Source organism: Ruegeria sp. AF5 (assembly GCF_056541905.1).
On the sequence record NZ_JBQFYZ010000001.1, the window covers coordinates 493,051 to 515,422 of the forward strand.

General features: G+C 56.7%; 20 protein-coding genes and 1 tRNA gene. 14 read left to right on the forward strand and 7 right to left on the reverse strand.

All coding sequences use genetic code 11. From position 1 onward, the window contains the following. The first annotated feature begins 7 nt into the window (after positions 1-7). The 4 genes from ACR0DS_RS02455 to ACR0DS_RS02470 all read left to right on the forward strand — a co-directional run bounded on the left by ACR0DS_RS02455 (position 8) and on the right by ACR0DS_RS02470 (position 4,406). Positions 8-964, forward strand: coding sequence for an ABC transporter permease (locus tag ACR0DS_RS02455; protein ID WP_209504642.1), 957 nt, complete (start codon positions 8-10; stop codon positions 962-964). Further along, on the forward strand, positions 964-1,779 hold the full coding sequence (locus ACR0DS_RS02460; protein ID WP_209504928.1) for an ABC transporter permease: 816 nt from the start codon (positions 964-966) through the stop codon (positions 1,777-1,779). The genes ACR0DS_RS02455 and ACR0DS_RS02460 overlap by 1 nt, the downstream gene beginning before the upstream one ends. Continuing rightward, entirely contained in the window at positions 1,776-3,413 is a 1,638-nt protein-coding gene (locus ACR0DS_RS02465) for an ABC transporter ATP-binding protein (RefSeq protein ID WP_480486416.1), read from the forward strand. The genes ACR0DS_RS02460 and ACR0DS_RS02465 overlap by 4 nt, the downstream gene beginning before the upstream one ends. Before the next feature lie 156 nt (positions 3,414-3,569). Continuing rightward, entirely contained in the window at positions 3,570-4,406 is an 837-nt protein-coding gene (locus tag ACR0DS_RS02470; protein ID WP_480545784.1) for an alkaline phosphatase family protein, read from the forward strand. A 10-nt stretch (positions 4,407-4,416) separates the two neighbouring features. Here the strand turns inward: ACR0DS_RS02470 and ACR0DS_RS02475 are convergent, their stop codons facing one another. From ACR0DS_RS02475 to ACR0DS_RS02495, 5 genes are all read right to left on the reverse strand, one after another. Continuing rightward, positions 4,417-5,340 (reverse strand): alpha/beta hydrolase, encoded by a 924-nt coding sequence (locus ACR0DS_RS02475; protein WP_480545785.1) that lies wholly within the window; start codon positions 5,338-5,340, stop codon positions 4,417-4,419. A gap of 12 nt (positions 5,341-5,352) precedes the next feature. Further along, positions 5,353-7,242: an acyl-CoA synthetase gene (locus ACR0DS_RS02480; protein ID WP_480557677.1), complete on the reverse strand. Its 1,890-nt coding sequence runs from the start codon at positions 7,240-7,242 to the stop codon at positions 5,353-5,355. Between the two features lie 159 nt (positions 7,243-7,401). Continuing rightward, positions 7,402-9,222, reverse strand: coding sequence for an ABC transporter transmembrane domain-containing protein (locus ACR0DS_RS02485; protein ID WP_480486422.1), 1,821 nt, complete (start codon positions 9,220-9,222; stop codon positions 7,402-7,404). A gap of 127 nt (positions 9,223-9,349) precedes the next feature. After that, positions 9,350-9,423 (reverse strand) — tRNA-Gly (locus ACR0DS_RS02490). 103 nt (positions 9,424-9,526) lie between these two features. After that, positions 9,527-10,411 carry a MurR/RpiR family transcriptional regulator gene (locus tag ACR0DS_RS02495; protein ID WP_480514517.1) on the reverse strand — a complete coding sequence of 295 codons (885 nt, stop codon included), beginning with the start codon at positions 10,409-10,411 and terminating at the stop codon, positions 9,527-9,529. Positions 10,412-10,526: 115 nt separating this feature from the next. Here ACR0DS_RS02495 and ACR0DS_RS02500 point away from each other — a divergent pair, with 115 nt between their 5' ends. The 7 genes from ACR0DS_RS02500 (at position 10,527) to ACR0DS_RS02530 (ending at position 18,355) form a co-directional block, all read left to right on the forward strand. Continuing rightward, entirely contained in the window at positions 10,527-11,288 is a 762-nt protein-coding gene (locus ACR0DS_RS02500) for an N-formylglutamate amidohydrolase (protein ID WP_480482050.1), read from the forward strand. A gap of 16 nt (positions 11,289-11,304) precedes the next feature. After that, the gene (locus ACR0DS_RS02505; protein ID WP_480482052.1) at positions 11,305-11,826 is read left to right on the forward strand and encodes a TRAP transporter small permease subunit; all 522 of its coding nucleotides are present in this window, start codon (positions 11,305-11,307) and stop codon (positions 11,824-11,826) included. Then, positions 11,826-13,151 (forward strand): TRAP transporter large permease, encoded by a 1,326-nt coding sequence (locus ACR0DS_RS02510; RefSeq protein WP_267367377.1) that lies wholly within the window; start codon positions 11,826-11,828, stop codon positions 13,149-13,151. The genes ACR0DS_RS02505 and ACR0DS_RS02510 overlap by 1 nt, the downstream gene beginning before the upstream one ends. Positions 13,152-13,208: 57 nt before the next feature. After that, positions 13,209-14,246 (forward strand): TRAP transporter substrate-binding protein, encoded by a 1,038-nt coding sequence (locus ACR0DS_RS02515; protein ID WP_209504652.1) that lies wholly within the window; start codon positions 13,209-13,211, stop codon positions 14,244-14,246. 57 nt (positions 14,247-14,303) lie between these two features. Then, on the forward strand, positions 14,304-15,665 hold the full coding sequence (locus ACR0DS_RS02520; protein ID WP_480557679.1) for a glutamine synthetase family protein: 1,362 nt from the start codon (positions 14,304-14,306) through the stop codon (positions 15,663-15,665). Positions 15,666-15,759: 94 nt separating this feature from the next. Next, a complete protein-coding gene (locus ACR0DS_RS02525; protein ID WP_480506173.1) occupies positions 15,760-17,142 on the forward strand; it encodes an aldehyde dehydrogenase family protein in 1,383 nt (460 codons plus the stop codon). A 67-nt stretch (positions 17,143-17,209) separates the two neighbouring features. Beyond that, entirely contained in the window at positions 17,210-18,355 is a 1,146-nt protein-coding gene (locus ACR0DS_RS02530; RefSeq protein WP_480557681.1) for an iron-containing alcohol dehydrogenase, read from the forward strand. Between the two features lie 62 nt (positions 18,356-18,417). Here ACR0DS_RS02530 and ACR0DS_RS02535 read toward each other — a convergent pair whose 3' ends face one another. Together ACR0DS_RS02535 and ACR0DS_RS02540 are read right to left on the reverse strand one after the other, a co-directional pair. Further along, positions 18,418-19,650 (reverse strand): HlyD family secretion protein, encoded by a 1,233-nt coding sequence (locus tag ACR0DS_RS02535; RefSeq protein ID WP_480506169.1) that lies wholly within the window; start codon positions 19,648-19,650, stop codon positions 18,418-18,420. After that, the gene (locus ACR0DS_RS02540; RefSeq protein WP_480482061.1) at positions 19,647-20,075 is read right to left on the reverse strand and encodes a hypothetical protein; all 429 of its coding nucleotides are present in this window, start codon (positions 20,073-20,075) and stop codon (positions 19,647-19,649) included. The genes ACR0DS_RS02535 and ACR0DS_RS02540 overlap by 4 nt, the downstream gene beginning before the upstream one ends. 162 nt (positions 20,076-20,237) lie before the next feature. Between ACR0DS_RS02540 and ACR0DS_RS02545 the strand changes: the two genes are divergently transcribed. From ACR0DS_RS02545 to ACR0DS_RS02555, 3 genes are all read left to right on the forward strand, one after another. Then, positions 20,238-21,311 (forward strand): NAD(P)/FAD-dependent oxidoreductase, encoded by a 1,074-nt coding sequence (locus tag ACR0DS_RS02545; RefSeq protein WP_480482063.1) that lies wholly within the window; start codon positions 20,238-20,240, stop codon positions 21,309-21,311. Beyond that, positions 21,308-21,961: a DUF938 domain-containing protein gene (locus ACR0DS_RS02550; RefSeq protein ID WP_480537375.1), complete on the forward strand. Its 654-nt coding sequence runs from the start codon at positions 21,308-21,310 to the stop codon at positions 21,959-21,961. The genes ACR0DS_RS02545 and ACR0DS_RS02550 overlap by 4 nt, the downstream gene beginning before the upstream one ends. 69 nt (positions 21,962-22,030) lie before the next feature. Further along, entirely contained in the window at positions 22,031-22,366 is a 336-nt protein-coding gene (locus ACR0DS_RS02555) for a carboxymuconolactone decarboxylase family protein (protein ID WP_209504659.1), read from the forward strand. The last annotated feature ends 6 nt before the right edge of the window (positions 22,367-22,372 follow it).

A 22,372-nucleotide genomic window follows, 5' to 3' on the forward strand; every position in this document is an offset into this window, starting at 1 on the left:
ACGGATCATGCATCCTATCATCAAACTGGTTTCCCAGCGCCTTGCGCTGGGACTCCTATTGCTGTTTGGCGCTTCGGCTCTGATTTTTGGCCTGACCGAAGCCCTTCCCGGAGACGCAGCGCAAGCCGTCCTGGGGCAGTCCGCAACCCCAGAGGCCCTTGCAAACCTTCGCGAAGAAATGGGCCTGAACCGGCCTGCCCTGACCCGCTATTTCGAATGGCTGGGCGGTATCGTTCAGGGTGATCTGGGTCAGTCCCTGACCAACAAGCTCGACATTGCTGAAAGCATTGGCAAACGGTTGGGCAACACATTGTTTCTGGCATGCGCCGCGGCCGTGGTTTCGGTTCCCCTTGCCATCTTTCTGGGCCTGCTGGCAGTCCGCTACCGCAACCGCTGGCCAGACAAGCTGATCTCTGCCATCACATTGACAACGGTTTCGATCCCCGAATTTCTGATCGGTTATGTGGTGATCTACTATGTCTCGGTAAAGCTGGGCTGGTTTTCCTCGCTTGCGATGATCAATGACTCGATGTCATTTGGGCAAAAACTCAATGCGATCGCGTTGCCCGCATTCGTGCTAACACTGGTGGTTCTGGCGCAGATGATGCGCATGACCCGCGCAGCGATCCTCAACCTGATGCAGTCGGCCTATATCGAAACGGCGGAACTAAAGGGGTTGTCGAACTTTCAGGTCATTGCGCGACATGCCTTTCCGAACGCGATCTCACCCATTGTAAACGTGGTGATGCTAAACCTGGCCTATCTGGTTGTGGGTGTTGTCGTAGTCGAAGTGGTGTTCGTTTATCCCGGCATGGGACAATACCTGGTGGACTCGGTGACCAAGCGTGACGTGCCGGTCGTGCTGGCGTGTGGTGTGGTCTTTGCCGCCGTCTATATCGGGCTGAACATGGTGGCCGATATCGTATCGATCCTGGCCAACCCAAGACTGAGGCATCCGAAATGATGAAGAATATTCCAATTTCGGCGATGATCGGTCTGTTTTTCACAGGTCTCTATTTCTTTGTCGCCTTGGCCGCACCTTTGATTGCACCATACGGTATGGCCGAAGTGGTTGGCGATGTGTGGGAGCCATCAAGCGCCGAACACCTGTTGGGCACCGACAATATCGGTCGGGATCTACTGACACGCATGATCTATGGCGGGCGCACCACCATCTTCATTGCTGCTGCGGCTACGATCCTCAGCTTTGTAACCGGCACGTCGCTGGGTTTGCTGGCTGCGGTTCTGGGCGGTTGGGCCGATCAGGTGCTCAGCCGGGCAGTTGATCTGGTCATGTCGATCCCGACGCTGATCCTGGCGCTGGTCATTCTGGCCATCGTCCCGGTGACGGTTCCGATCCTGATCCTGGTGATGGGGCTTCTGGACGCGACCCGCCCGTATCGCCTGTCGCGGTCGGTTGCTGTCGACATCAACGTGATGGATTATGTCGAGGCGGCCAAATTGCGCGGCGAGGGCCGTGCCTGGATCATCTTCCGCGAAATCCTGCCAAACGCCCTGTCACCGCTAGTGGCCGAGTTTGGGCTGCGGTTCATCTTTATGGTTCTCTTCATCTCGACCCTTTCGTTTCTGGGGCTGGGCGTTCAGCCACCGCTGGCCGACTGGGGCGGCATCGTGAAGGAAAACAAGGACGGCATCGTGTATGGCATTGGCGCAGCGCTCTACCCCGCCGTGGCCATCGCGACGCTCGCGATTTCGGTCAACCTTGTGGCTGACTGGATCTTGAACCGAACCACATCGCTGAAAGGAGGTCGGGGATGAGTGATACCCTTCTCAAGGTCCGTGACCTCAAGATCGGTGCGACCGTTTACCCACCGGGTGAGAAACCCCATGACATCGAAATCGTGCACGGGGTCAGTTTTGACCTCGAACGCGGCAAGGTGCTGGGGCTGATCGGAGAATCCGGTGCCGGGAAATCCACCATCGGCCTCGCTTCCATGGCCTATGGCCGGGGTGGTGTTGAAATCACCGGCGGCGAGGTTTGGGTAAATGGGCGCGATATCCTGAAATCATCCCATGGCGATATCCGCAATCTGCGCGGGGGTGAGGTTGCGTATGTGTCGCAATCCGCTGCCGCGTCGTTCAATCCGGCCAAGAAGATCATGGATCAGGTTGTAGAAGCTGCGGTCGAGCACAAGAAGTTTTCGCGAAAAGAGGCCGAAGGCCGCGCGCGGGAACTGTTCGCCAAACTAGGTCTACCCGACCCGGATAATATCGGTGACCGCTACCCGCACCAGGTTTCAGGCGGACAGTTGCAGCGATGCATGACGGCGCTGGCGCTGTGCCCTGAACCCGATCTGGTGGTGTTCGATGAACCCACCACGGCGCTGGATGTGACCACGCAGATCGACGTGCTGATGGCGATCAAAGAAGCCATTCGCGATACCGGTGTTGCTGCTCTTTACATCACGCACGACCTTGCGGTCGTGGCGCAGGTCAGCGACGAAATCATGGTTCTGCGGATGGGAAATACGGTTGAATACGGGTCAACCGATCAGATCATCAACAACCCGCAGGAAGAGTACACGCAAGCTCTGGTCTCGGTCCGTTCGATCGAGCACGAAGAAAAACAGCCCACAGCGGAACCACTGTTGAGCGTTGACGGTATCACCGCACGTTACAAGGGGTTGAATTTCGACGTGCTGCACAACGTCAATGTCGAGCTTCATCCGGGGCAGACGCTGGCAGTTGTGGGCGAATCCGGTTCTGGTAAGTCGACACTCGCCCGGGTGATCACCGGCCTGTTGCCGCCGCGCGATGGCGAGATTACGTTTGCCGGACGCAAACTTTCGCCTGATCTTGCCGGACGATCCCGCGAGGACCTGCGCGAGTTGCAGATGATCTATCAGATGGCTGACGTGGCAATGAACCCGCGCCAGACCGTCGGCACGATCATCGGGCGCCCGCTGGAGTTCTACTTCAACATGCGCGGTGCCGAAAAACGCAAACGGGTTGTCGAGTTGCTGGACGAGATCGAGTTGGGCGAGAAGTTCATCGACCGTTACCCAGCCGAGTTGTCCGGTGGCCAGAAGCAACGCGTGTGTATCGCGCGGTCTTTGGCGGCCAAGCCCAAGATGATCATCTGCGACGAGGTGACATCGGCACTCGACCCGCTTGTGGCGGACGGTATCCTCAAGCTGCTGCTGGATTTGCAGAAGATCGAGGATGTGGCCTACCTGTTTATCACCCACGATCTGGCGACGGTTCGGGCGATCAGCGACAGCATTGCGGTGATGTATCAGGGACGCGTGGCGCGCTATGGCCCAAAGAGCCAGGTGCTCAGCCCGCCATTCGACGACTATACAGACCTGCTGCTGAGCTCGGTGCCCGAGATGCATCTGGGTTGGCTGGAAGAGGTCGTTGCCCATCGCAAAATGGAAAGCGCGGGGAACTGATCTCTGCGCCTGTAACATCACTTTGAAGAAATGGATTCCCGGCGTTTTGCATCTTGGCTGACGTCGGGAATTTATTATTTGGGACGCGATTTGACAGGCGCGTGGTTTCAACTCGCGTATCGTCCCCATGAAATACTCAGATCAAAAGGCCGAACCATGGACCGTAAACTACTATTGATCATCCTTGACGGAGTACCATACCGGAATTTCCGCCGCCTGTTCGGCAACCTCGAAGGCTGGGTCGACAGCGGCGAAGCTCGGGTGTGGAAGCACCGCGCGGTGCTGCCTTCAACTTCGGCCAGTTGCTATGCATCGATCCATACGGGCGTAACCCCGCAAGAACACGGCTGCACCGGAAACGGCAACGTTTTTCGCCTGAGCCACAAGGATATCTTTAGCCAGGTACGTGAGGCCGGCGGCGTGACTGGGGCAGTAACGCACAGTTTTTGGTCGCAGTTCTTCAACCGTCACCCGTTCGACTATGTGCGGGACGTCGAATATGACGAGCCAGAGAGCCAGACCATCAATCACGGTCGCTTTCACAGCATGACCGGTTACGGCAAAGACAATCAGATGACCCCGTCCGACGTCGATCTATTTGCGACCCTGACCAATCTGTGTCTGCGCTTTGGGTTGGACTATGGAATCCTGCACACCTGCACACTGGACAGCATGGGTCACCGTTTCTATCACGACTGCGAGGAAATGGATCATGCCTGTTTTGTTGCAGACGAGATGCTGGCCCCGTTCATCCCACGCTGGCGCCAACTAGGGTATGAGGTGATCGTCACCGCCGATCACGGTCAGGACGAGCGCGGACACCACGGTGGGCGCAGCCCACTGCAACAGGAAACCGCGCTGTATTACTTCGGTGATGCCGACGGGCCTGACACGGAAACCGTAATCGACCAGATCCAATTGGCCCCGACCATTCTGAACCGTTTGGGTGCACCCCTCGCAGAGACGATGAAGGCTAAGCCTTTCCTGAAGTAGCTGGCTGGCGTCAGTCGTAGGGCCAGATTTCTTGCCCAAGTGCTTCGATTGCGATCGAGATCCGTTCGAAACTGTCTGCTGCGCGCTTTACCGAGGTTCGCGCGCGCAGGTACCCATGGACAAGGCCAGGTTCGTTGATCCAATGGGCCAGACCACCAGCTGCGCTGATCCGCTCGCAATAGTCCTTCCCGTCATCACGGAGCGGATCACAATCAGCAGTAATCACAACAGTAGGCGGCAGTTTCGAGAAATCATTGTCCTGTAAGGGCGCGTAAGTCGGATCGCCCTGAGGCGGGGTACCTGCGTATCGGACGGTTTCGTAGAATTTAATATCGTCCAGTGTCAGTAAAGGAGCATGGGCGTGCTCAAGATATGAGCCGCGCGATTGGTCTCCGCCAAAACCGGGGTAGATCAGCACCTGCCCCAGTATATTGTCCAGCCGCCCGCGCGCATGGTGGGCGATAGCTGCTGCCAGATTTCCTCCCGCACTATCCCCGGCCAGAACAAGCGGGTCGCCATACTCAGCCGCCGCCCATTTCACAGCCGTCCAGCAATCCTGGAACTGCGCCGGATGCACATGTTCAGGGCACAGCCTGTAGTCAACTGAAACGACGCGGTATCCCGTTTGGGCACAGAACTCGGCACAGACATCATCATGGCTGTCCAGCCCGCCAACAACAAAGCCACCACCATGAAAATAGACGACCGTTCTGGTCGGATGTCCGGCGGTATAATGGCGGACCGGCACGCCATCGGCGTACAGGTCCTGGGTTTCGACACCGGCAGGGCGCGGTTGGCGAAACTGCTCGCACATCGTGTCATAGACGCGACGCTGGTCCTCGATGGACAAATCGACCGCATCATCCGGATAGCTTTCGGCCGTGCGGCGTATGAACGCCCAGGTTTCTTCGTCGATCAGGCGTTCATAGTCCATTGTTCCTCCGGCTTATTTGGACCACTCCCAGGGCCGGGTAAATGCGCCCAGGACTTTCGCGACATCGTCTTCCGAAGATCCGTTCGCGTCAAGCTGCGCGACAAGGCCACGCTTTTTATCGTCGATCACCAGAACAACCCGCGCAGCAAGACCCGCAGCGTCAAGAGCACCATTGTAGATGCGGGTGATGGCGTGTTTGCGCAGGTCCGGCTTGAACACCTTGCCGACCGCAGTTTTCGGCAACTCGTCAAGAATGGTTATATGCTTGGGTTGTGCGGCTCGCTCATGCACGTGAACTTTGCAATATTCCAGCAGCTCATTTTCAGTGACCGACGCCCCATCAACCAATTCAACAAAGGCACAGGGCACTTCGCCCGAATGCACGTCCGGCTGACCGATCGCCCCCGCGAAGGCAACTGCATTGTGACCCAGCAGCGCCTCTTCGATTTCAGCAGGATCGATATTGTGACCACCGCGAATGATCAGGTCCTTGGCGCGACCGGTGATCCAAAGGTAGCCGTCTTCGTCAAACCGCCCCAGATCGCCCGTACGCAGGTATTTGTCAAAGTGATAAAGACCAATGTTCTTGTCGGCCTCAGTATACGTGTTGCCTGCGTACACACCGGGGTTCGAGATGCAGATCTCACCAATCTGATCAGTACCGCACTCTGTCGGCCCATCCGGTCCATCCAGCAGGATTTTGACATCCGTATAGGGGAACGGAATACCGATCGAACCGATCTTTTTCTCGCCATCCACGGGGTTGCATGAGACCAGACAGGTGGCCTCGGTCAGGCCGTAGCCTTCGACGATGGTGACGCCCGTCGCCTCTTCGAAGCGGCGGAACAACTCCACCGGCAGCGGCGCTGAACCCGAAAAGGCGGTTTTCACACTTGAGATATCTGCGTCCACCGGGCGTTGCATCTTGGCTGATATCGCGGTTGGAACAGTGATGATAAAGCTCACTTTCCAGCGCTCGATCAGCTTCCAGAAATTGTCGAACACACCGTCACCGCGATAACCCGCGGGTGTCGGGAAAATTACATGCGCACCTGACGAAACGGCGGCCATCACGATCACATGCACAGCAAAGACGTGGAACATCGGCAGCGGGCACATGATGACGTCATTCTCGTCAAACAACAGCGTGTTGCCCAGCCAGCCGTTGTAGATCAGACCCGAGTATTTATGCTGCGCCACCTTGGGCATCCCGGTGGTCCCACCAGTGTGGAAGAAACAAGCAACGCGATCGTCCTTGCTGTCCTCGAATGTCAGCGTCGTCGGTTGCTTGGCAAGTTCCTTGTTGAAGTTTTTGTAATCCGCATGCGCCAGCTTTTCCTTTTCGCCCATCTTGGGGCGCAGGAAGGGAACCAGCCACGATTTGGGAGGTGTCAGGTACCGGTTCAGGTCAATTTCCAGAATTGTGTTGACCTTGGGCGCGTGGCGCACCGCCTCTTCCACCTTCTGGGCAACATCCGTTTTCGGGAAAGACTTCAATGTAACAACCACTTTGGCGCCTGTCTCACGCAGGATCGCCGCAATCTGCTCGGGCTCCAGCAGCGGATTGATCGGGTTCACAATCCCCGCAACTGCACCGCCCATCATGGTAATCAGTGTTTCGTTACAGTTTGGCAGCACATAGGCCACCACGTCTTTTTCACCGACACCCAGCGAGCGGAACAGGTTTGCTGCCTGATTGACCTTGCCCAGAAGTTCAGACCAGGTCAGGGTTTCGGCTTTGTCATTGGGGCCAGAAAAAAGCTGAAAACTGATGGCATTGTGGTTTGGGAACTTCCCCGCCGTGCGCGACAGGAGCTGATGGAAGGTGACAGGCAGATCCCGATCCTCCCACGACATTTCCTGTTCCATGCGCGTCTTGTCTTCCAATCCCACAAAGGCCATGTGGTTCCTCCCGTTTTTCTCCCGTGTTTTTGCACGAGCTTGTTGTTCGCAACCAAGATGGAAGCAAAACAACCCTCGCGCAAGCGAGGCCTTAGCCTTCAAAGGGGGTAAAATGTAGAATGACGCTACGGCGAATTGACAAATGCCCGCGCGTCACTCCTATTCTGCCGCAACGCCATCTGTGAACTGCAGTCGTGCAAGGCGCGCATATAGCCCATCTTGGGACACCAGATCATCATGGCTGCCCTGCGCCACGATACGGCCTTCTTCTAGCACGACAATACGGTCGGCTTTCTTTACGGTCGCCAATCTGTGCGCAACAATCAGGGTCGTGCGGCCGGCACGCATCTGATCCACGGCGCCCTGCACCGCACGTTCACTCTCCGCATCAAGAGCCGAGGTCGCCTCGTCCAGCAGCAGCACGGGTGCGTCGCGTAAAATGGCGCGGGCGATTGCGATACGCTGTTTTTGCCCACCCGACAGCATGACACCGCGTTCGCCGACAAAACTGTCATACCCATCGGGCAATACGGCAATGAAATCATGTGCGATGGCGGCACGGGCTGCGGCTTCTACTTCGGCATCCGTTGCGTCCAGACGACCGAAACGAATGTTTTCGCGGGCTGAGGCGGCAAAGATCACTGGATCCTGCGGCACCAATGACATGTACTTTCGGAAATCTGTGCGATCCAGTTCCCGCAGATCATGGCCATCCAACATCACCCGGCCCGAATTTGGGTCATAGAACCGTTGAATCAATTGAATGATCGTCGTCTTGCCCGCCCCTGACGGTCCGACAAAGGCAACGGTCTCGCCCGGGTTTACCTGAAGCGACAAGTGATCCAGCGCGATTGTATCGGGGCGCGCTGGATAGCGAAAACTGACATCTTCGAACCGGATTTCGCCCCGGACGTCCTTTGGCAAAGGAGCGGGTTTGGCCGGGTCCGATACCGTATCTTCGGCATTCAGCAACTCAACAAGTCGCTCGGTGGCTCCGGCGGCGCGCTGAAGCTCGCTCCAAATCTCGGACAAGGCCGCGACTGAACCCGCCATTATAATCGAGTAGATCACGAATTGAATCAGAACGCCCTCGGTCATCACACCGTTGCGTACGTCATTTGCACCCATCCACAGAACGCCAACGATGCCTGAAAATACCAGAAATATCACAATCACCGTCAGCACCGCACGCGTCTGAATCCGACGCAGCGAAACGGTGTAGGACATCTCGGTCATCTCATCGAATTGCTGGCGGCTGGCCTGTTCGTGGGTAAAGGCCTGCACGGTCTGCACCGCCCCCAATGCCTCGCCCGCGTTTCCGGATGACGCAGCGATCCAATCCTGGTTTTCACGGCTGATAACGCGCAAACGCCGACCCAGAATCAATATCGGCACCACCACCACGGGGATAAGCAGCAAGACAAGCCCGGTCAGCTTGGCCGAGGTCAACAGCATCAGAACCAGCCCGCCGATAAACATCAGCATATTGCGCAGCGCGATGGAAACGGATGAGCCAAGAACCGATTGGATGAGTGTCGTGTCGGTGGTGATCCTGCTCAACACTTCACCGGTCATGATGCGTTCGTAGAATTCGGGGCTCATGCCGATCACACGATCAAATACAGCCTTGCGGATGTCAGCAACCACACGTTCCCCCAACCGTGTGACCAACGCATATCTGATACCGGTTCCCGCAGCCAGAACAGCGGCAATGCCCAACGCTGCCAAAAAGTACCAGTCCAGCAATTCACCGTCCTGAATGCGGAAATTGTCGACAACGCGTCGCACGGCCAATGGCAGGGTCAGCGTCATGCTGGCTGTCAGGATCAGCGCCAGTGTCGCCCCGATCATCAATAGCCTGTAGGGTTTCATGAAAGGCCAGAGCGACCGCAGCACCCCGATCTTCCTTGAGCGGGCCCGCTCTTCGCTAGCGCCAGGAGCCGCTGATTGTGCTGGTTTATTGGCGGTCTGTCTTGCCATGTCCGGCCCTTGTGTATTGAACGCTACAAAGTGAACGCTTTCTTGGCCCCAGCCGCCGTTCCGGTCAAGCATTCCTGCCAGAAACAGCCAACCATAAGGGCCATTTGACGCAGAAATCAGTGGGGATTGGAGCGGGTAGACGGAATCGAACCGACATAGCCTGCTTGGAAGGCAGGGGCTTTACCATTAAGCTATACCCGCAAATGGTTTGCGCTGGTTAAGTCATGCGCCGGGGCGCGTCAAGCGGGAAGTGTGAAAATTCGCGCGACCAAAACCGTGATATTTCCCGGTGGATGTACGGCCTTCAATCGTGACTGCGGAATATCCGCGTCGAGGAGAAAAACCGCTCAAGTTCCTCGATGCGTTCCTTGCTTTCTTCCCACCGTGCCTCTTGCACTTCAGCGATCAGGGTCTCCGATATCAGCTGTAGCGCTATTGTTGAATCCCAGCTGGATGGCGCCTCGACCAGTGCGTGAAAGGTGTAGTTGGCGGTCTTGCCTATCGGTGATCCCCATTGGTCGGTGAACAGGATAACCGTCACACCGCGGCTTGATGCGACCTGCGCCAATTTCTCGAGATAGGCCTCGTATCGGCGGATATCAAAAATCACCAGAACCGAGGTTTCATCCATATCAAGCAGGTACTGCGGCCAAACGTTTGCCGAATTGCCCAGCATCGTCACATTGGGTCGAATAATCTGCATGTGATTGAACAGATAGTCCGCATTTGAACGCGTGATACGCCCGCCCACGACGTAAAGATGGCGATCCGTATTTGCCAGAAGCTGGGCAACGGTGTCGAACATCTCTTTGTCCAGACGTTCCAGCGTGTGGCGCATATTTGTCCAAACAGCCTGCGCAAACCGCGTTGTGGGATGCTCCGCCGCGTCATCCACAACCCAGGCATCCCGTTTCGAGATCGGCTTTTTGATCTGTGCCGCCACCTCTTCTCGCAGGGCGTCCTGCAGGGCGGGAAAACCGTCGAAACCCAGCTTGCGTGCCATACGTATGACCGTCGGGGTCGAGACCTGCGCGGCAGCGGCCAGCTTGGTGATCGATTGCAAGCCGGTCATTGGATAATCCTGCAAAAGTACCGAGGCCAGCTGCCGTTCTGACCGTGTCAGATCGTCAAGCTCTTCCTGTATCCGCTGTTTGACAAGTTTCGCAACGGTGGCCATCGGCACCTTCATTTCTCAAATTTTTTACAGGATATGATTGTTTGTAATTTTGTCTACAGTAATTTTCTTGACAGGTCTGAGGTTGCTGTAACAAATGCTTCTTATGCACCACGATTCCGAGACACCAATGCTACTACCAACCGAAGCTCCAGCAGCCCGCGCGCAGAATGCCAACGGCCGGGCGCAGTGCGTTTTGGTATGCGAACATGCTAGCCGATTCATCCCAGCGTCATTGAACGGATTGGGCCTGACTGAGGACGCAGCATTGTCTCATGCAGCATGGGATATTGGCGCATTGGCGCTTTCGGTCGAACTGACGAAGGCCTTGGACGCGCCGCTGGTTCATTCCTGCATCAGCCGACTTGTTTACGACTGCAACCGCTCACCTGAACGTGCAGATGCAATGCCGCAGGTAAGCGAAGTGTTTTCCATCCCCGGCAACGAAAGCCTGACGGACGCTCAACGTGCCCAAAGGATCCGCGAGGTTTATGAGCCGTTCAAACAACTGTTGTCGTCTACTCTGGACGCACGGGAGCGGCCGCCTGTCGTAGTCACGATGCACAGCTTCACGCCCGTCTACAATGGAAAGACCCGATCAGTCGAACTGGGCATTCTTCATGACGAAGACGACAGGGCGGCCCAACTTATGCTGCGCTGTGCCAAGGGCTCGGGTCTGAAAGCCGCGTTGAACGAACCTTACTCTGCCACGGATGGCGTCACGCATACATTGCAGGAACATGCGATCAGTCGGGGGCTTCCGAATGTCATGGTCGAGGTTCGAAACGATCTCATCGACACTCCAACGGGAGTCGACCGCATTGCCGGGATCCTGACGCCGATCCTGCAAACGGTAATTGATGCGTATTCGCACACAGAGGCGAAACAATGAGAGCTGGGGTATCGAGATGAAGTTCTTGCGGGGCTACGTGGCGGTCATTGATCGAACGAACCGCTGGATCGGGCGCGTCGTCATGTACGGCATATTCGTCATGATGGGTATTCTGTTCTGGTCTTCGGTCTCGAAAACCTTTTTCGTGCCGTCGCTCTGGACGCTCGAGATGGCTCAGTTCGCCATGGTGGCCTACTACATGCTTGGTGGCCCTTATTCGATCCAGATGGGGTCAAACGTGCGAATGGACCTGCTTTATGGCGAATGGTCTCATCGCCGCAAGGCCTGGACGGATGCCTTCACAGTCGTATTCCTGATCGTTTATCTGGTCATCTTGCTGTGGGGCGGGTGGGACAGCCTGATGTATTCCTTCCAATATGGTGGTGAGCGCAGCGCGACCATCTGGCGACCCTACCTTTGGCCGGTCAAGCTGATCATGGTTATCGGTATCTTCCTGATGCTGCTGCAAGCCATATCAGAATTGTTCAAAGATATTCTGCGCCTGTGCGGCGACGATATCCCGCGTGAGGTAATCTGATGTCATACGAGATGATTGCCTTGCTGATGTTCGCATCAATGATGCTTATGATGCTGACCGGCCAGCGCGTCTTTGGTGCAATCGGCTGTGTCGCTGTGGTTTCGGCCTTGTTCCTATGGGGGGATCGGGGCGGCTACGATCTGGGTTTTGCCGCTGCGATCAAGGTCATGAAGTGGTACCCGCTGCTGACACTGCCCATGTTCATCTTCATGGGATACATCCTTTCCGAAAGTCGGATCGCAGATGACCTTTACAAGATGTTCCATGTCTGGATGGGCGGCTTGTCCGGTGGTCTGGCTGTCGGAACCATCGGGCTGATGGTTCTGATCTCGGCAATGAACGGGCTGTCCGTTGCAGGAATGGCAATCGGCGCTACGATCGCCTTGCCGGAACTGCTGCGCCGGAACTATGACAAGCGCATGGTGACCGGCGTCATTCAGGCCGGATCATCCCTTGGGATTCTGGTGCCACCATCCGTTGTTCTGGTTCTTTATGCCATGATCGCGCGGCAACCCGTTGGCCAGCTATGGCTTGCCGGAGTGATACCCGGGCTGATGATGGCGGCCATGTTCATCATCTACATTGTCATCCGCTGCCGCATCAACCCGTCGCTCGGCCCGGTCCTGCCCGCGGAAGACCGCGACATTCCGTTGCGAGAAAAGCTGCTGCTGTTGCAAGCCGGATTGTTACCCTTGGGCATTTTCATGGTGATGATGGTCCCTTTTGTTAACGGCTGGACTTCGTTGGTGGAATCCTCCGCCATCGGCGCCACTACGGCCATGCTGGCTGCCTTTCTGAAAGGGCGGCTGACACGCACGGTTTTCGAGAATTCAATTCGGCACACCCTGGGCATCTCGTGTATGTTCATGTGGATCATTCTGGCGGCTCTGGCTTTTGGCGCTGTCTTCGACGGGTTGGGTGCGGTCAAGGCAATCGAAAGCCTGTTCACCGAAAAACTGGGTCTTTCCCCTTGGATGATCCTGGTTCTCATGCAGCTCAGCTTTATCCTGATGGGCACGTTTCTGGACGATACTGCCATGCTGGTTATCGTCGCGCCGCTTTACGTTCCGCTGGTGGGTGCGCTTGGCTTTGATCTTATCTGGTACGGCGTGCTTTATACGATCACCACGCAGATCGCTTATATGACGCCGCCATTCGGCTATAATCTGTTCCTGATGCGCGCGATGGCCCCGCCGGAAATATCGCTGCGCGATATCTACAGTTCGATCGTTCCTTTTGTTCTGGTGATGGTCTGCGCCTTGGCCATAATCATCATCTTTCCTGAAATCGCGCTTTGGCTGCCGAATTATGTCTATGGAAATTAAGTCACAAGACCCCGGCAAGGGGCGAAGTTCAGCAAGACTAAACAGAGGAGAAAGACAATGACTACAAGACGCAGATTTCTAAGTTCCGCCGGTCTGGCGGGGGCCGCCACATTGGCCTCTCCTGCGATCGTCAAAGCGCAATCCGCCATCAAGTGGCGGTTCCAGACCTATGCCGGTGGCGCATTGGGCGAACATGTGACCAAGCCAGCCATCGATTACATCAACGCCAATGCCAATGGCGAACTTGAGATCGAACTGTTCTATGCGGACCAGATCGTTCCGACAGGTGAACTGTTCCAGGCCCTGCAACGCGGCACGATTGACGGTGTGCATTCAGACGACGATTCCATGGCTTCGCCTACTCCGCTGCGTCAGTTCGGTGGTTATTTCCCCTTCGCCACCAAGCATATTCTGGACGTTCCGGTGCTGTTCAACCAGTACGGTCTGGCTGATATCTGGCGCTCGGAATATGAGAAGGTTGGCGTGACGTGGCTGTCGGCAGCGGGTCAGGACCCCTGCAACTTCAACACCAAAAAGGAAATCAAGAGCCTTGGCGACCTGGATGGGCTGAAGCTCTATACCTTCCCGACGGCCGGGCGTTTCCTGGCCAAGTTTGGTGTTGTGCCGGTCAATATCCCTTACGAAGACGCGGAAGTGGCGGTACAAACCGGTGAGTTGGACGGAATGGCCTGGTCGGGCATCACTGAAGATTACACTGTTGGCTGGGCCAATGTGACCGACTATTTCCTGACCAACAACATCTCAGGCGCGTGGATCGGATCCTGGTTTGCAAACCAGGAACGCTGGGCCGAGTTGCCTGACCACCTGAAATCGGTTGTGATGGCAGGTGTCGAAGCAGGCCACACCTATCGTAACCAGTGGTATTGGGGCGGCGAAGCGGCCTTACGCGCGAATGGCGACAAACTGCAGTTGCGACAGGTTCCGGCGGCAGAATGGAAAGAAGTGGAAAATGCCGCTATCGAATTCTGGGACGAGGTCGCACAGGAAGGCGAAATTCACCAGAAGATCGTTGGCATCTTCCGTGAGTACAACTCGGTCATCAACCAGGCCGGCGCTCCTTACACTTTCGATTGATATCAAAACAGGGGCGCTGTCATGCGGCGCCCCTACTCAACGCATGAGGTTTGTTTCATGACCGCAACTCTGACTTTCGAAACCCTGAAATCGCTTGTCGCAGACGGCGCGATCGACACTGTATTGGTTTGCATGGTTGACATGCAGGGTCGGTTGATGGGCAAGCGTTTTCATGCAGGTCATTTTGTGGCTGGCGCGTGGGAAGAGACCCATTGCTGTAATTACCTGCTGGCCACGGATCTCGAGATGGCGACGCCGGATGGGTATGCCTCGACCAGTTGGGAGCGGGGTTATGGCGACTATGTGATGAAGCCAGACCTGAGCACATTGCGCCCGGTGCCCTGGCTGGAGGGCACCGCGATGGTGATGTGCGATATGCTGGATCACCACACCCATGAGGAAGTGCCACATGCGCCGCGCTCGATCCTGAAAAAGCAGGTGAACCGCCTGAAGGCGATGGGGTATGAGGCGATGTGCGCCACCGAGCTGGAATTCTTCCTGTTCGCGAAAAGCTTTGATGCGATCCGCAAGGAAGGGTTCGGCGATTTGGAGCCGATCTCGGGGTATAACGAAGATTATCACATTCTGCAGACCACCAAGGAAGAGCATGTGATGCGTCCGATCCGGAACCACCTGTGGGATGCGGGTATTCCGGTCGAGAACACCAAAGGTGAAGCCGAGGCCGGACAGGAAGAACTGAATATCAAATACGCGCCTGCGATGGACACGGCAGAGTATCACTCGATCGCCAAGAACGCGGTGAAAGAGATCGCCTGGCAGCAGGGTCATGCGGCGACCTTCCTGCCGAAATGGCATCATGAAAGGGTTGGCAGCTCGTCGCACGTGCATCAGTCGCTTTGGGCGGATGGCAAACCTGCCTTCTATGATGCCGGGGATGAACTGGGCATGTCGGCGCTGATGAAAAGCTATATGGCCGGCCTGCTGAAATACGCCGCTGATTACACGTATTTCATGGCGCCGTACATCAACAGCTACAAGCGGTTCATGAAGGGCACCTTTGCGCCGACGCGGATCATCTGGTCGGTAGACAACCGTACGGCAGGGTACCGCCTGTGCGGGGATGGCACCAAGGCGATACGGGTCGAGTGCCGTATTCCGGGATCGGACATGAACCCTTATCTGGCGATTGCAGGGATGCTGGCGGCCGGGATCGCGGGGATCGAAGAAGGGCTGGAGTTGCAGCCGCCGACCAAAGGCGATGTCTATCAGGGAGAGACGGGAAAGATCCCGGGTACTTTGAAGGATGCACGCAACGCTTTGCACGGATCACAGATGCTGCGCGCGGCCATGGGCGATGACGTTGTCGATCACTATACCCGCGCGGCTGAGGTCGAAATCGAGGAATTCGAACGCGTGGTAACCGATTGGGAAATTGCCCGCGGGTTTGAGCGGGCTTGAGATGGAGGAAGCGAGGGGCCGGCCCCTCGCGCACCCCGGGATATTTATGGCCAGATGAAGCAGGGATCCTGCTCTCTTTAGAGATGGAGTGACTATGGGGCAGATGTTGCAATGTGTCTCGCCGATCGATGGATCGGTATTTGCCGAACGAGAAGTACTGTCTCGGGATGCTGCGTTTGAAATTGCTGACCGTGCGCGGGCGGCGCAGGCCGGATGGGCAGCGCGTCCGTTGCAGGAGCGGATTGATCTGGTGATGGCGGGCGTCGCGGCTGTCGGCGCGATGAATGATGAGATCGTTCCGGAACTCGCGCATATGATGGGCCGCCCGGTGCGCTATGGCGGCGAGTTTGGTGGCTTCAACGAACGTGCCAGCCATATGGCAAAGATCGCCGAGACGTCACTGGCCGATATTGCCGTGGGCGAGGATGAAACCTTCAAACGCTATATCAAACGTATTCCGCATGGGGTGGTCTTTGTAGTTGCCCCTTGGAACTATCCTTACATGACGGCGATCAACACGGTGGCGCCCGCGCTGATCGCGGGCAACACGGTTGTTCTGAAGCACGCAACCCAGACTTTGTTGGTTGGTGAGCGGATGGCGCAGGCGTTCCATTCGGCGGGGGTGCCCGAAGACGTGTTCCAGAACGTGTTCCTCAGCCACGACGTGACCAATGACCTAATCGCGGGTAACGCGTTCGATTTTGTGAACTTCACCGGTTCGGTCGGTGGCGGTCAGGCCATGGAGCGTGCGGCGGCGGGGACCTTTACGGGCGTGGGCACCGAACTGGGCGGCAAGGATCCGGGTTATGTCATGGACGACGCCGATCTGGACGCGGCGGTCGATACGTTGATCGACGGCGCGATGTTCAATTCGGGCCAGTGTTGCTGTGGGATCGAGCGGATTTACGTTCACGAAAGCCTGTATGATGACTTTGTCGCCAAGGCCGTTGAGATCGTGAAAGGCTACAAACTGGGCAATCCGCTGGACGCCGAAACAACTATTGGTCCGATGGCCAATGTGCGTTTCGCTGACGAGGTGCGCGCGCAGATTGCCGAAGCGGTTGAGGCCGGTGCGGTCGCGCATATTGAAGCCTTCCCCGAGGATGACGGCGGCGCATATCTCACGCCACAGATCCTGACCAATGTCACCCATGATATGCGGGTGATGCGGGACGAAAGCTTTGGCCCGGTGGTGGGCATCATGAAAGTGTCCTCGGATGCCGAGGCCATCGCGCTGATGAATGACAGCGAATTTGGCCTGACTGCCAGCCTTTGGACCCGCGATGTGGACCGAGCGGCGCGTGTGGGCGACCAGATCGAGACCGGCACCGTCTTTATGAACCGGGCCGACTATCTGGATCCTGGGCTGTGCTGGACCGGTTGCAAGAATACCGGACGCGGCGGTGGTCTTTCGGTCATCGGCTATCACAATCTCACCCGTCCAAAATCCTACCACCTGAAGAAGGTCACGGGCTAAGGACGACGGCCTGCTCGGGGCTGACCCCCTCACCCGAGCAGGTCTCAAATCACAAAGGAAACCTGACATGTCACTTGTTGGAAACTGGTCCTATCCGACCGCAATCAAATTTGGTGCCGGGCGCATCAAGGAACTGCCCGCAGCCTGTGCCGCAGCCGTGATGAAGAAACCTCTGCTGGTCACGGACAAAGGGTTGGCCGATCTGCCGATCACATCGGCGACGCTGGATATCATGGAGGCGGCTGGTCTGGGCCGCGGTCTATTCAGTGATGTGGACCCAAACCCAAATGAGAAAAACCTCGACGCAGGCGTTGCGGCATACAAGGCCGGTGGGCACGATGGTGTGATTGCCTTTGGCGGCGGCTCGGGGCTGGATCTGGGCAAGATGGTCGCCTTCATGTGCGGCCAGACGCGCCCGGTATGGGACTTTGAGGATATCGGCGACTGGTGGACCCGCGCCGACGCGGATGCAATCGCGCCGATCATTGCGGTTCCAACGACTGCGGGGACCGGGTCCGAGGTTGGTCGTGCCAGTGTCATCACCAATTCCGAGACCCACGCCAAGAAGATCATCTTCCACCCCAAGGTCCTGCCGACGGTGGTGATCTGCGATCCGGAACTGACGGTTGGGATGCCCAAATTCATCACCGCAGGCACCGGTCTGGACGCCTTCGCGCATTGCGTCGAAGCCTATTCGAGCCCGCTTTATCACCCGATGAGCCAGGGCATCGCACTGGAAGGTATGCGTTTGGTGAAAGACTATCTGCCGCGCGCCTACGCAGATGGCAACGACATTGAGGCCCGCGCCCAGATGATGAGCGCGGCGGCCATGGGCGCGACCGCGTTCCAGAAGGGACTGGGTGCGATCCACGCCATGAGCCACCCGGTTGGCGCGCACTTTAACACTCATCACGGCACCACAAACGCGGTCTGTATGCCTGCCGTGCTGGACTTTAACGCCCCCGCCATCGCCGACCGGTTCCAGAACGCTGCCGCCTATCTGGGCATCAAAGGCGGGTTCGATGGCTTCCGCGCCTTTGTGCAGGAATTCAACGACAGCCTTGGTATCCCGCGAAAGCTGGCAGACCTCGGCGTGACCGAAACCTCAATCCCAACCCTCGTCGAAGGCGCAATCATCGACCCTTCATGCGGCGGGAACCCGATTGAGTTGACCAAAGAAAACCTGACACAGCTGTTCAAAGCAGCACTGTAAGAACGCAAGCGCCCGGCAAGGAACCTGCCGGGCGCTTTAAGAACTGTTCTACTGGTGCCGGATCAATGCCCGGTCAGTACCAGAGTGTTGACCGGCATCAGGATCAGGCGCAAACGCAAACCTGCCGCATGGACCACGCCAATTGTGTCAACCACATGCAGGAAAGCAGCTTGCCAAAAGCCCAAATCCTCGTGTTCCAGACGGTCATGGTTGTCGGTGTAGACATTGGCCAGACAGTTGCTGCCTGGAGGAATGTCATCGGCCATACCTTTATACAGCGGCTCCATAAAGACCAGAATTGATCCGGGATTAGTATTGTTCTGTACATCCCGCAATTCATCTGATGGACGGATCTGGCCGGACGGTATGACATCCTGCACCTCGACCACCACAGTGGGGATAACGGTGAAAGGCTTGGTCATGCAGCCCAACTCACCGATCATACCTGGCTTGATCACCTGAGCAGACAGCTGGTTGAAAGCCGCCTGAAAACGGTCATGTCCGGTATGCGATGGAACGAGGATGCCAGCAGGACGCAACAAGGGGCTCACGTAATCACCGACTTGCAGGCTAAACTGCTCGACCCGTCCGGTAACACCGGCGACAATCAGTGTTTTGTCCAACTCGGTTTGCGCGGCGTCCAGCTGTGCTATGGCACTGGCCAGTTGCGCGGGGATCAGCTCCTCGATCTGCTGTTCAACTGCCGCACGTCTGGATTCGGCCGCAACAACCTGCGCCTCACGCTCGGCAACAAGGTTTTCCAACCGCTCAATCTCGGTCAGCCGGACAGCGCTTGAACCTTGGTCACGCAGGGTCGTATTTCTTTCAAGATCGTCCAAGGACTGCGCCAAAGCCGCCTTGGCACCGGCAATACCGGCATCAGCCTCGGCCAGATCAGTTTCAGCCACACGCAGCGAGGCCTGAACCTGTGCGATCTGTGCATTTGCCGCCTGAACCTGTGCTGCCTGGCTGAAATCTTCGATCCTGAAAATCGGCTGACCAGCGGTTACCAACTCGTTATTCTTGACGAATATTTCCGAAACGCGACCGCCAAGTTGCGGCAGGATCGTCACGGTTCGAAAATAGGACGCTGCGGTTTTACTGGCTGGGTGAAAATAGAACAGCGTGGTGATTACCGTCAGCGCCAGAATGGCACAGGTCGTAAGGCCCCAGCGCAATTCGTACCACATGGTGAAAAGGGTGATCTCGTGACCGATACGTTTGCCCTGAACAAACCGGCGGAACAGATAATCGGGCAGCACCGTGATCAGGGCGCAAAGCAGGGTCTCAATCATGTGTTTTGCTCCTGCACGTCGGTGACTTCTGAAACGCCAGGGGTTGGAGCAGGTGCCTCGGGCACCGGTTCCGGAGCACTTGCACCTCCAAGAGAACGAATGGCATCGGCGATGTTTCTAAGCGGGGAGGCGAAATCCGGAAACTGAAACCCTGCGACCAGTACGGCGGCAATCCAGAATATCCCGTTATGTGTAAACAGGGCCAGCAGTGCCAGAATGCCCACCAACTGAAATTGCGGATGGTTGTTCTCGTGCGCCATTTTTTCCGGAACCGAATGAAGCGTCAGGTACCCAACACCGATCAGCACCACGAGAATGACAAAGAAGACGACCATAGCCGAAAAAAGGTAATCGCTTCCGTCAGCTGCGACGATATATCGGGGAATGTGCCCAGTGGCCATTGGATGAAGATCTGCTGCGGTCACCTTGCCCTCCTGTTCGTTTTGATACTTCTTTGAACGGGTTGAAGCCCAAATTCAAGGCTGCATATATTTTGGAGATTCTTCGAAATGCCAAGTGCTTGACCCAGAGAGCTAAATGAAACCCAGAAAACTTGTGGCGAACCTGCTGCGGAAGGAACACAAATAATGATCGATTTCCTCGTCATCGGGGGCGGAATTGCCGGGTTGAGTGCGGGCGCGCGCTTGTCGGAACATGGAACCGTGATGGTTTTGGAGGCCGAAGACGCCTTGGGGTATCACGCGTCGGGTCGCTCGGCAGCCCTGTTTGAGCAAAGCTATGGTCCGCCATCCGTGGTGGCGCTGAACACGGCTGGGACCGCGTTCCTGCACACACAGAACGGTGGGTACCTGACACGGCGCGGACTGATGTTGATCGGTTCGTTTGACCAAAGCGTGGTTTTCGAAGCCGACCGCAAGGATCTGAACATGGAAAGAATTCCCATCGATCAGGCGGTTTCGAGCGTTCCGATCCTGAACCCGGCCAAGGTGGGTTTCGCGGCTATCAGTGAAGCTGCGTTTGACATCGATACCGATCGCCTGTTGCAAGACTTCGCGCGGGCCATTCGCCAGAACGGAGGAACCGTTGCAACGAAAAGCAAAGTAACCGGTATTCGAAAAGAGCGGCATTGGCTGGTCGAGGCCGGGCAAATCTTCGAAGCCCGCAATTTGGTGAATGCGACCGGTGCATGGGTGGACGAGATCGCCATGCTTGCCGGGATACCACCTATCGGCATCACTCCTCGCCGCCGATCAATGGCGCGGCTGCCCGCCCCCGGGGGCCATGATGTATCCGGATGGCCCATGATGCTGGGCACGGGTGAAACATGGTACGCCAAACCGGACGCGGGCAAGCTGCTTGTTTCGCCTGCCGAAGCCGACCCGGTACCACCTCAGGACGCCTATGCCGACGATATGGTGCTGGCCGAAGGTCTGGCGCGCTATGAAGAACTGATGACCGAACCAGTAACACGCGTCGAAACAAACTGGGCAGGATTGCGCAGTTTCGCACCAGATGGAACCTTGGTGCTTGGGCCTGACCCGATTGATCCATCGTTCATCTGGTCTGCGGGTCAAGGCGGGTATGGTTTCCAAACAGCACCGGCAGCTTCGCAGTTGTTGTGTGATCTGGTCGTTGGAAACACGCCGGTGCTGGATCCAGACAGCGTCAAATCGCTGACCCCAAACAGGTTGGACAGATGATAAAACGCAATCTACCGCCCTCTGCGAGTGTCGCCAACGCGGGTGAGGATGGAAAACTGGTGGCCCCGGCAGCGACGCGAAACTTGGATGCGCTTTGTGCGTTGCTACAAGACTGGGCACCGCGCCGCGGGCACGCGCTGGAGATTGCAAGCGGAACCGGTCAGCATGTCTGTGGATTTGCTGATTTGCTGCCCGATCTGACGTGGCATCCCACCGAACCTGACCCTGAGCGCCGCAATAGCATCGACGCCTATGCCAGCGCCTTACCCAACGTGGCAGGCGCCGAACATCTGGACGCAACGAATTCGGGCTGGCATACCCGCTTTCCTTCGCAGGACCTGATCGTCTTGATCAACCTGATACATTTGATCAGTTGGCAGGACACCAGAACCATTTTCGCCGAAATCGCTCAGTCCCTGACTGAAAACGGGAGGTTCGTTTTGTACGGCCCATTCAAACGCTCGGGCCAATTGACAAGCGACGGGGACAAAAGGTTTCACGAGGCTCTGATCGGGCAAGATCCACACATTGGATACAAGAATGACGAAGATATGCTTGGCCTGTTTCAGGACGTAGGGTTGCGCGTGCTGAAAACCATCGACATGCCCGCAAATAACCTTGCATTTGTTTCCGAGCGCCCGGCCAACTGATCGAGATCAAAGTCAAATTACCACTGCCCGCACATATTCCCGTTATCTTATATGAAAAAGGCACTCAATATGGCTTGGCAAGAAAAGCTCTCGGCGACGCGCACCAGTTTGCGCAACCTCAACGGGGCCATTCCCGACACTTCGCGCGCATTCGGCGCGCTTGGGAAGGCAGTGAAGGAAGGCGGAACGCTCGACTATAAAACCAAGGAATTTATTGCGTTGGGCATGTCGGTGTCGCTCCGCTGCGAGCCCTGCATTACTCTGCACACCGATGCGTTGGTCAAAGCGGGCGCAACGCGCGAAGAGGTGTCCGACGTTTTGGGTATGGCTATTCAGATGGGTGGTGGACCAGCCATGATGTATGCTGCCAAGGCGTTGGAATGTTTCGACGAACTATCCGCGTAACCAACA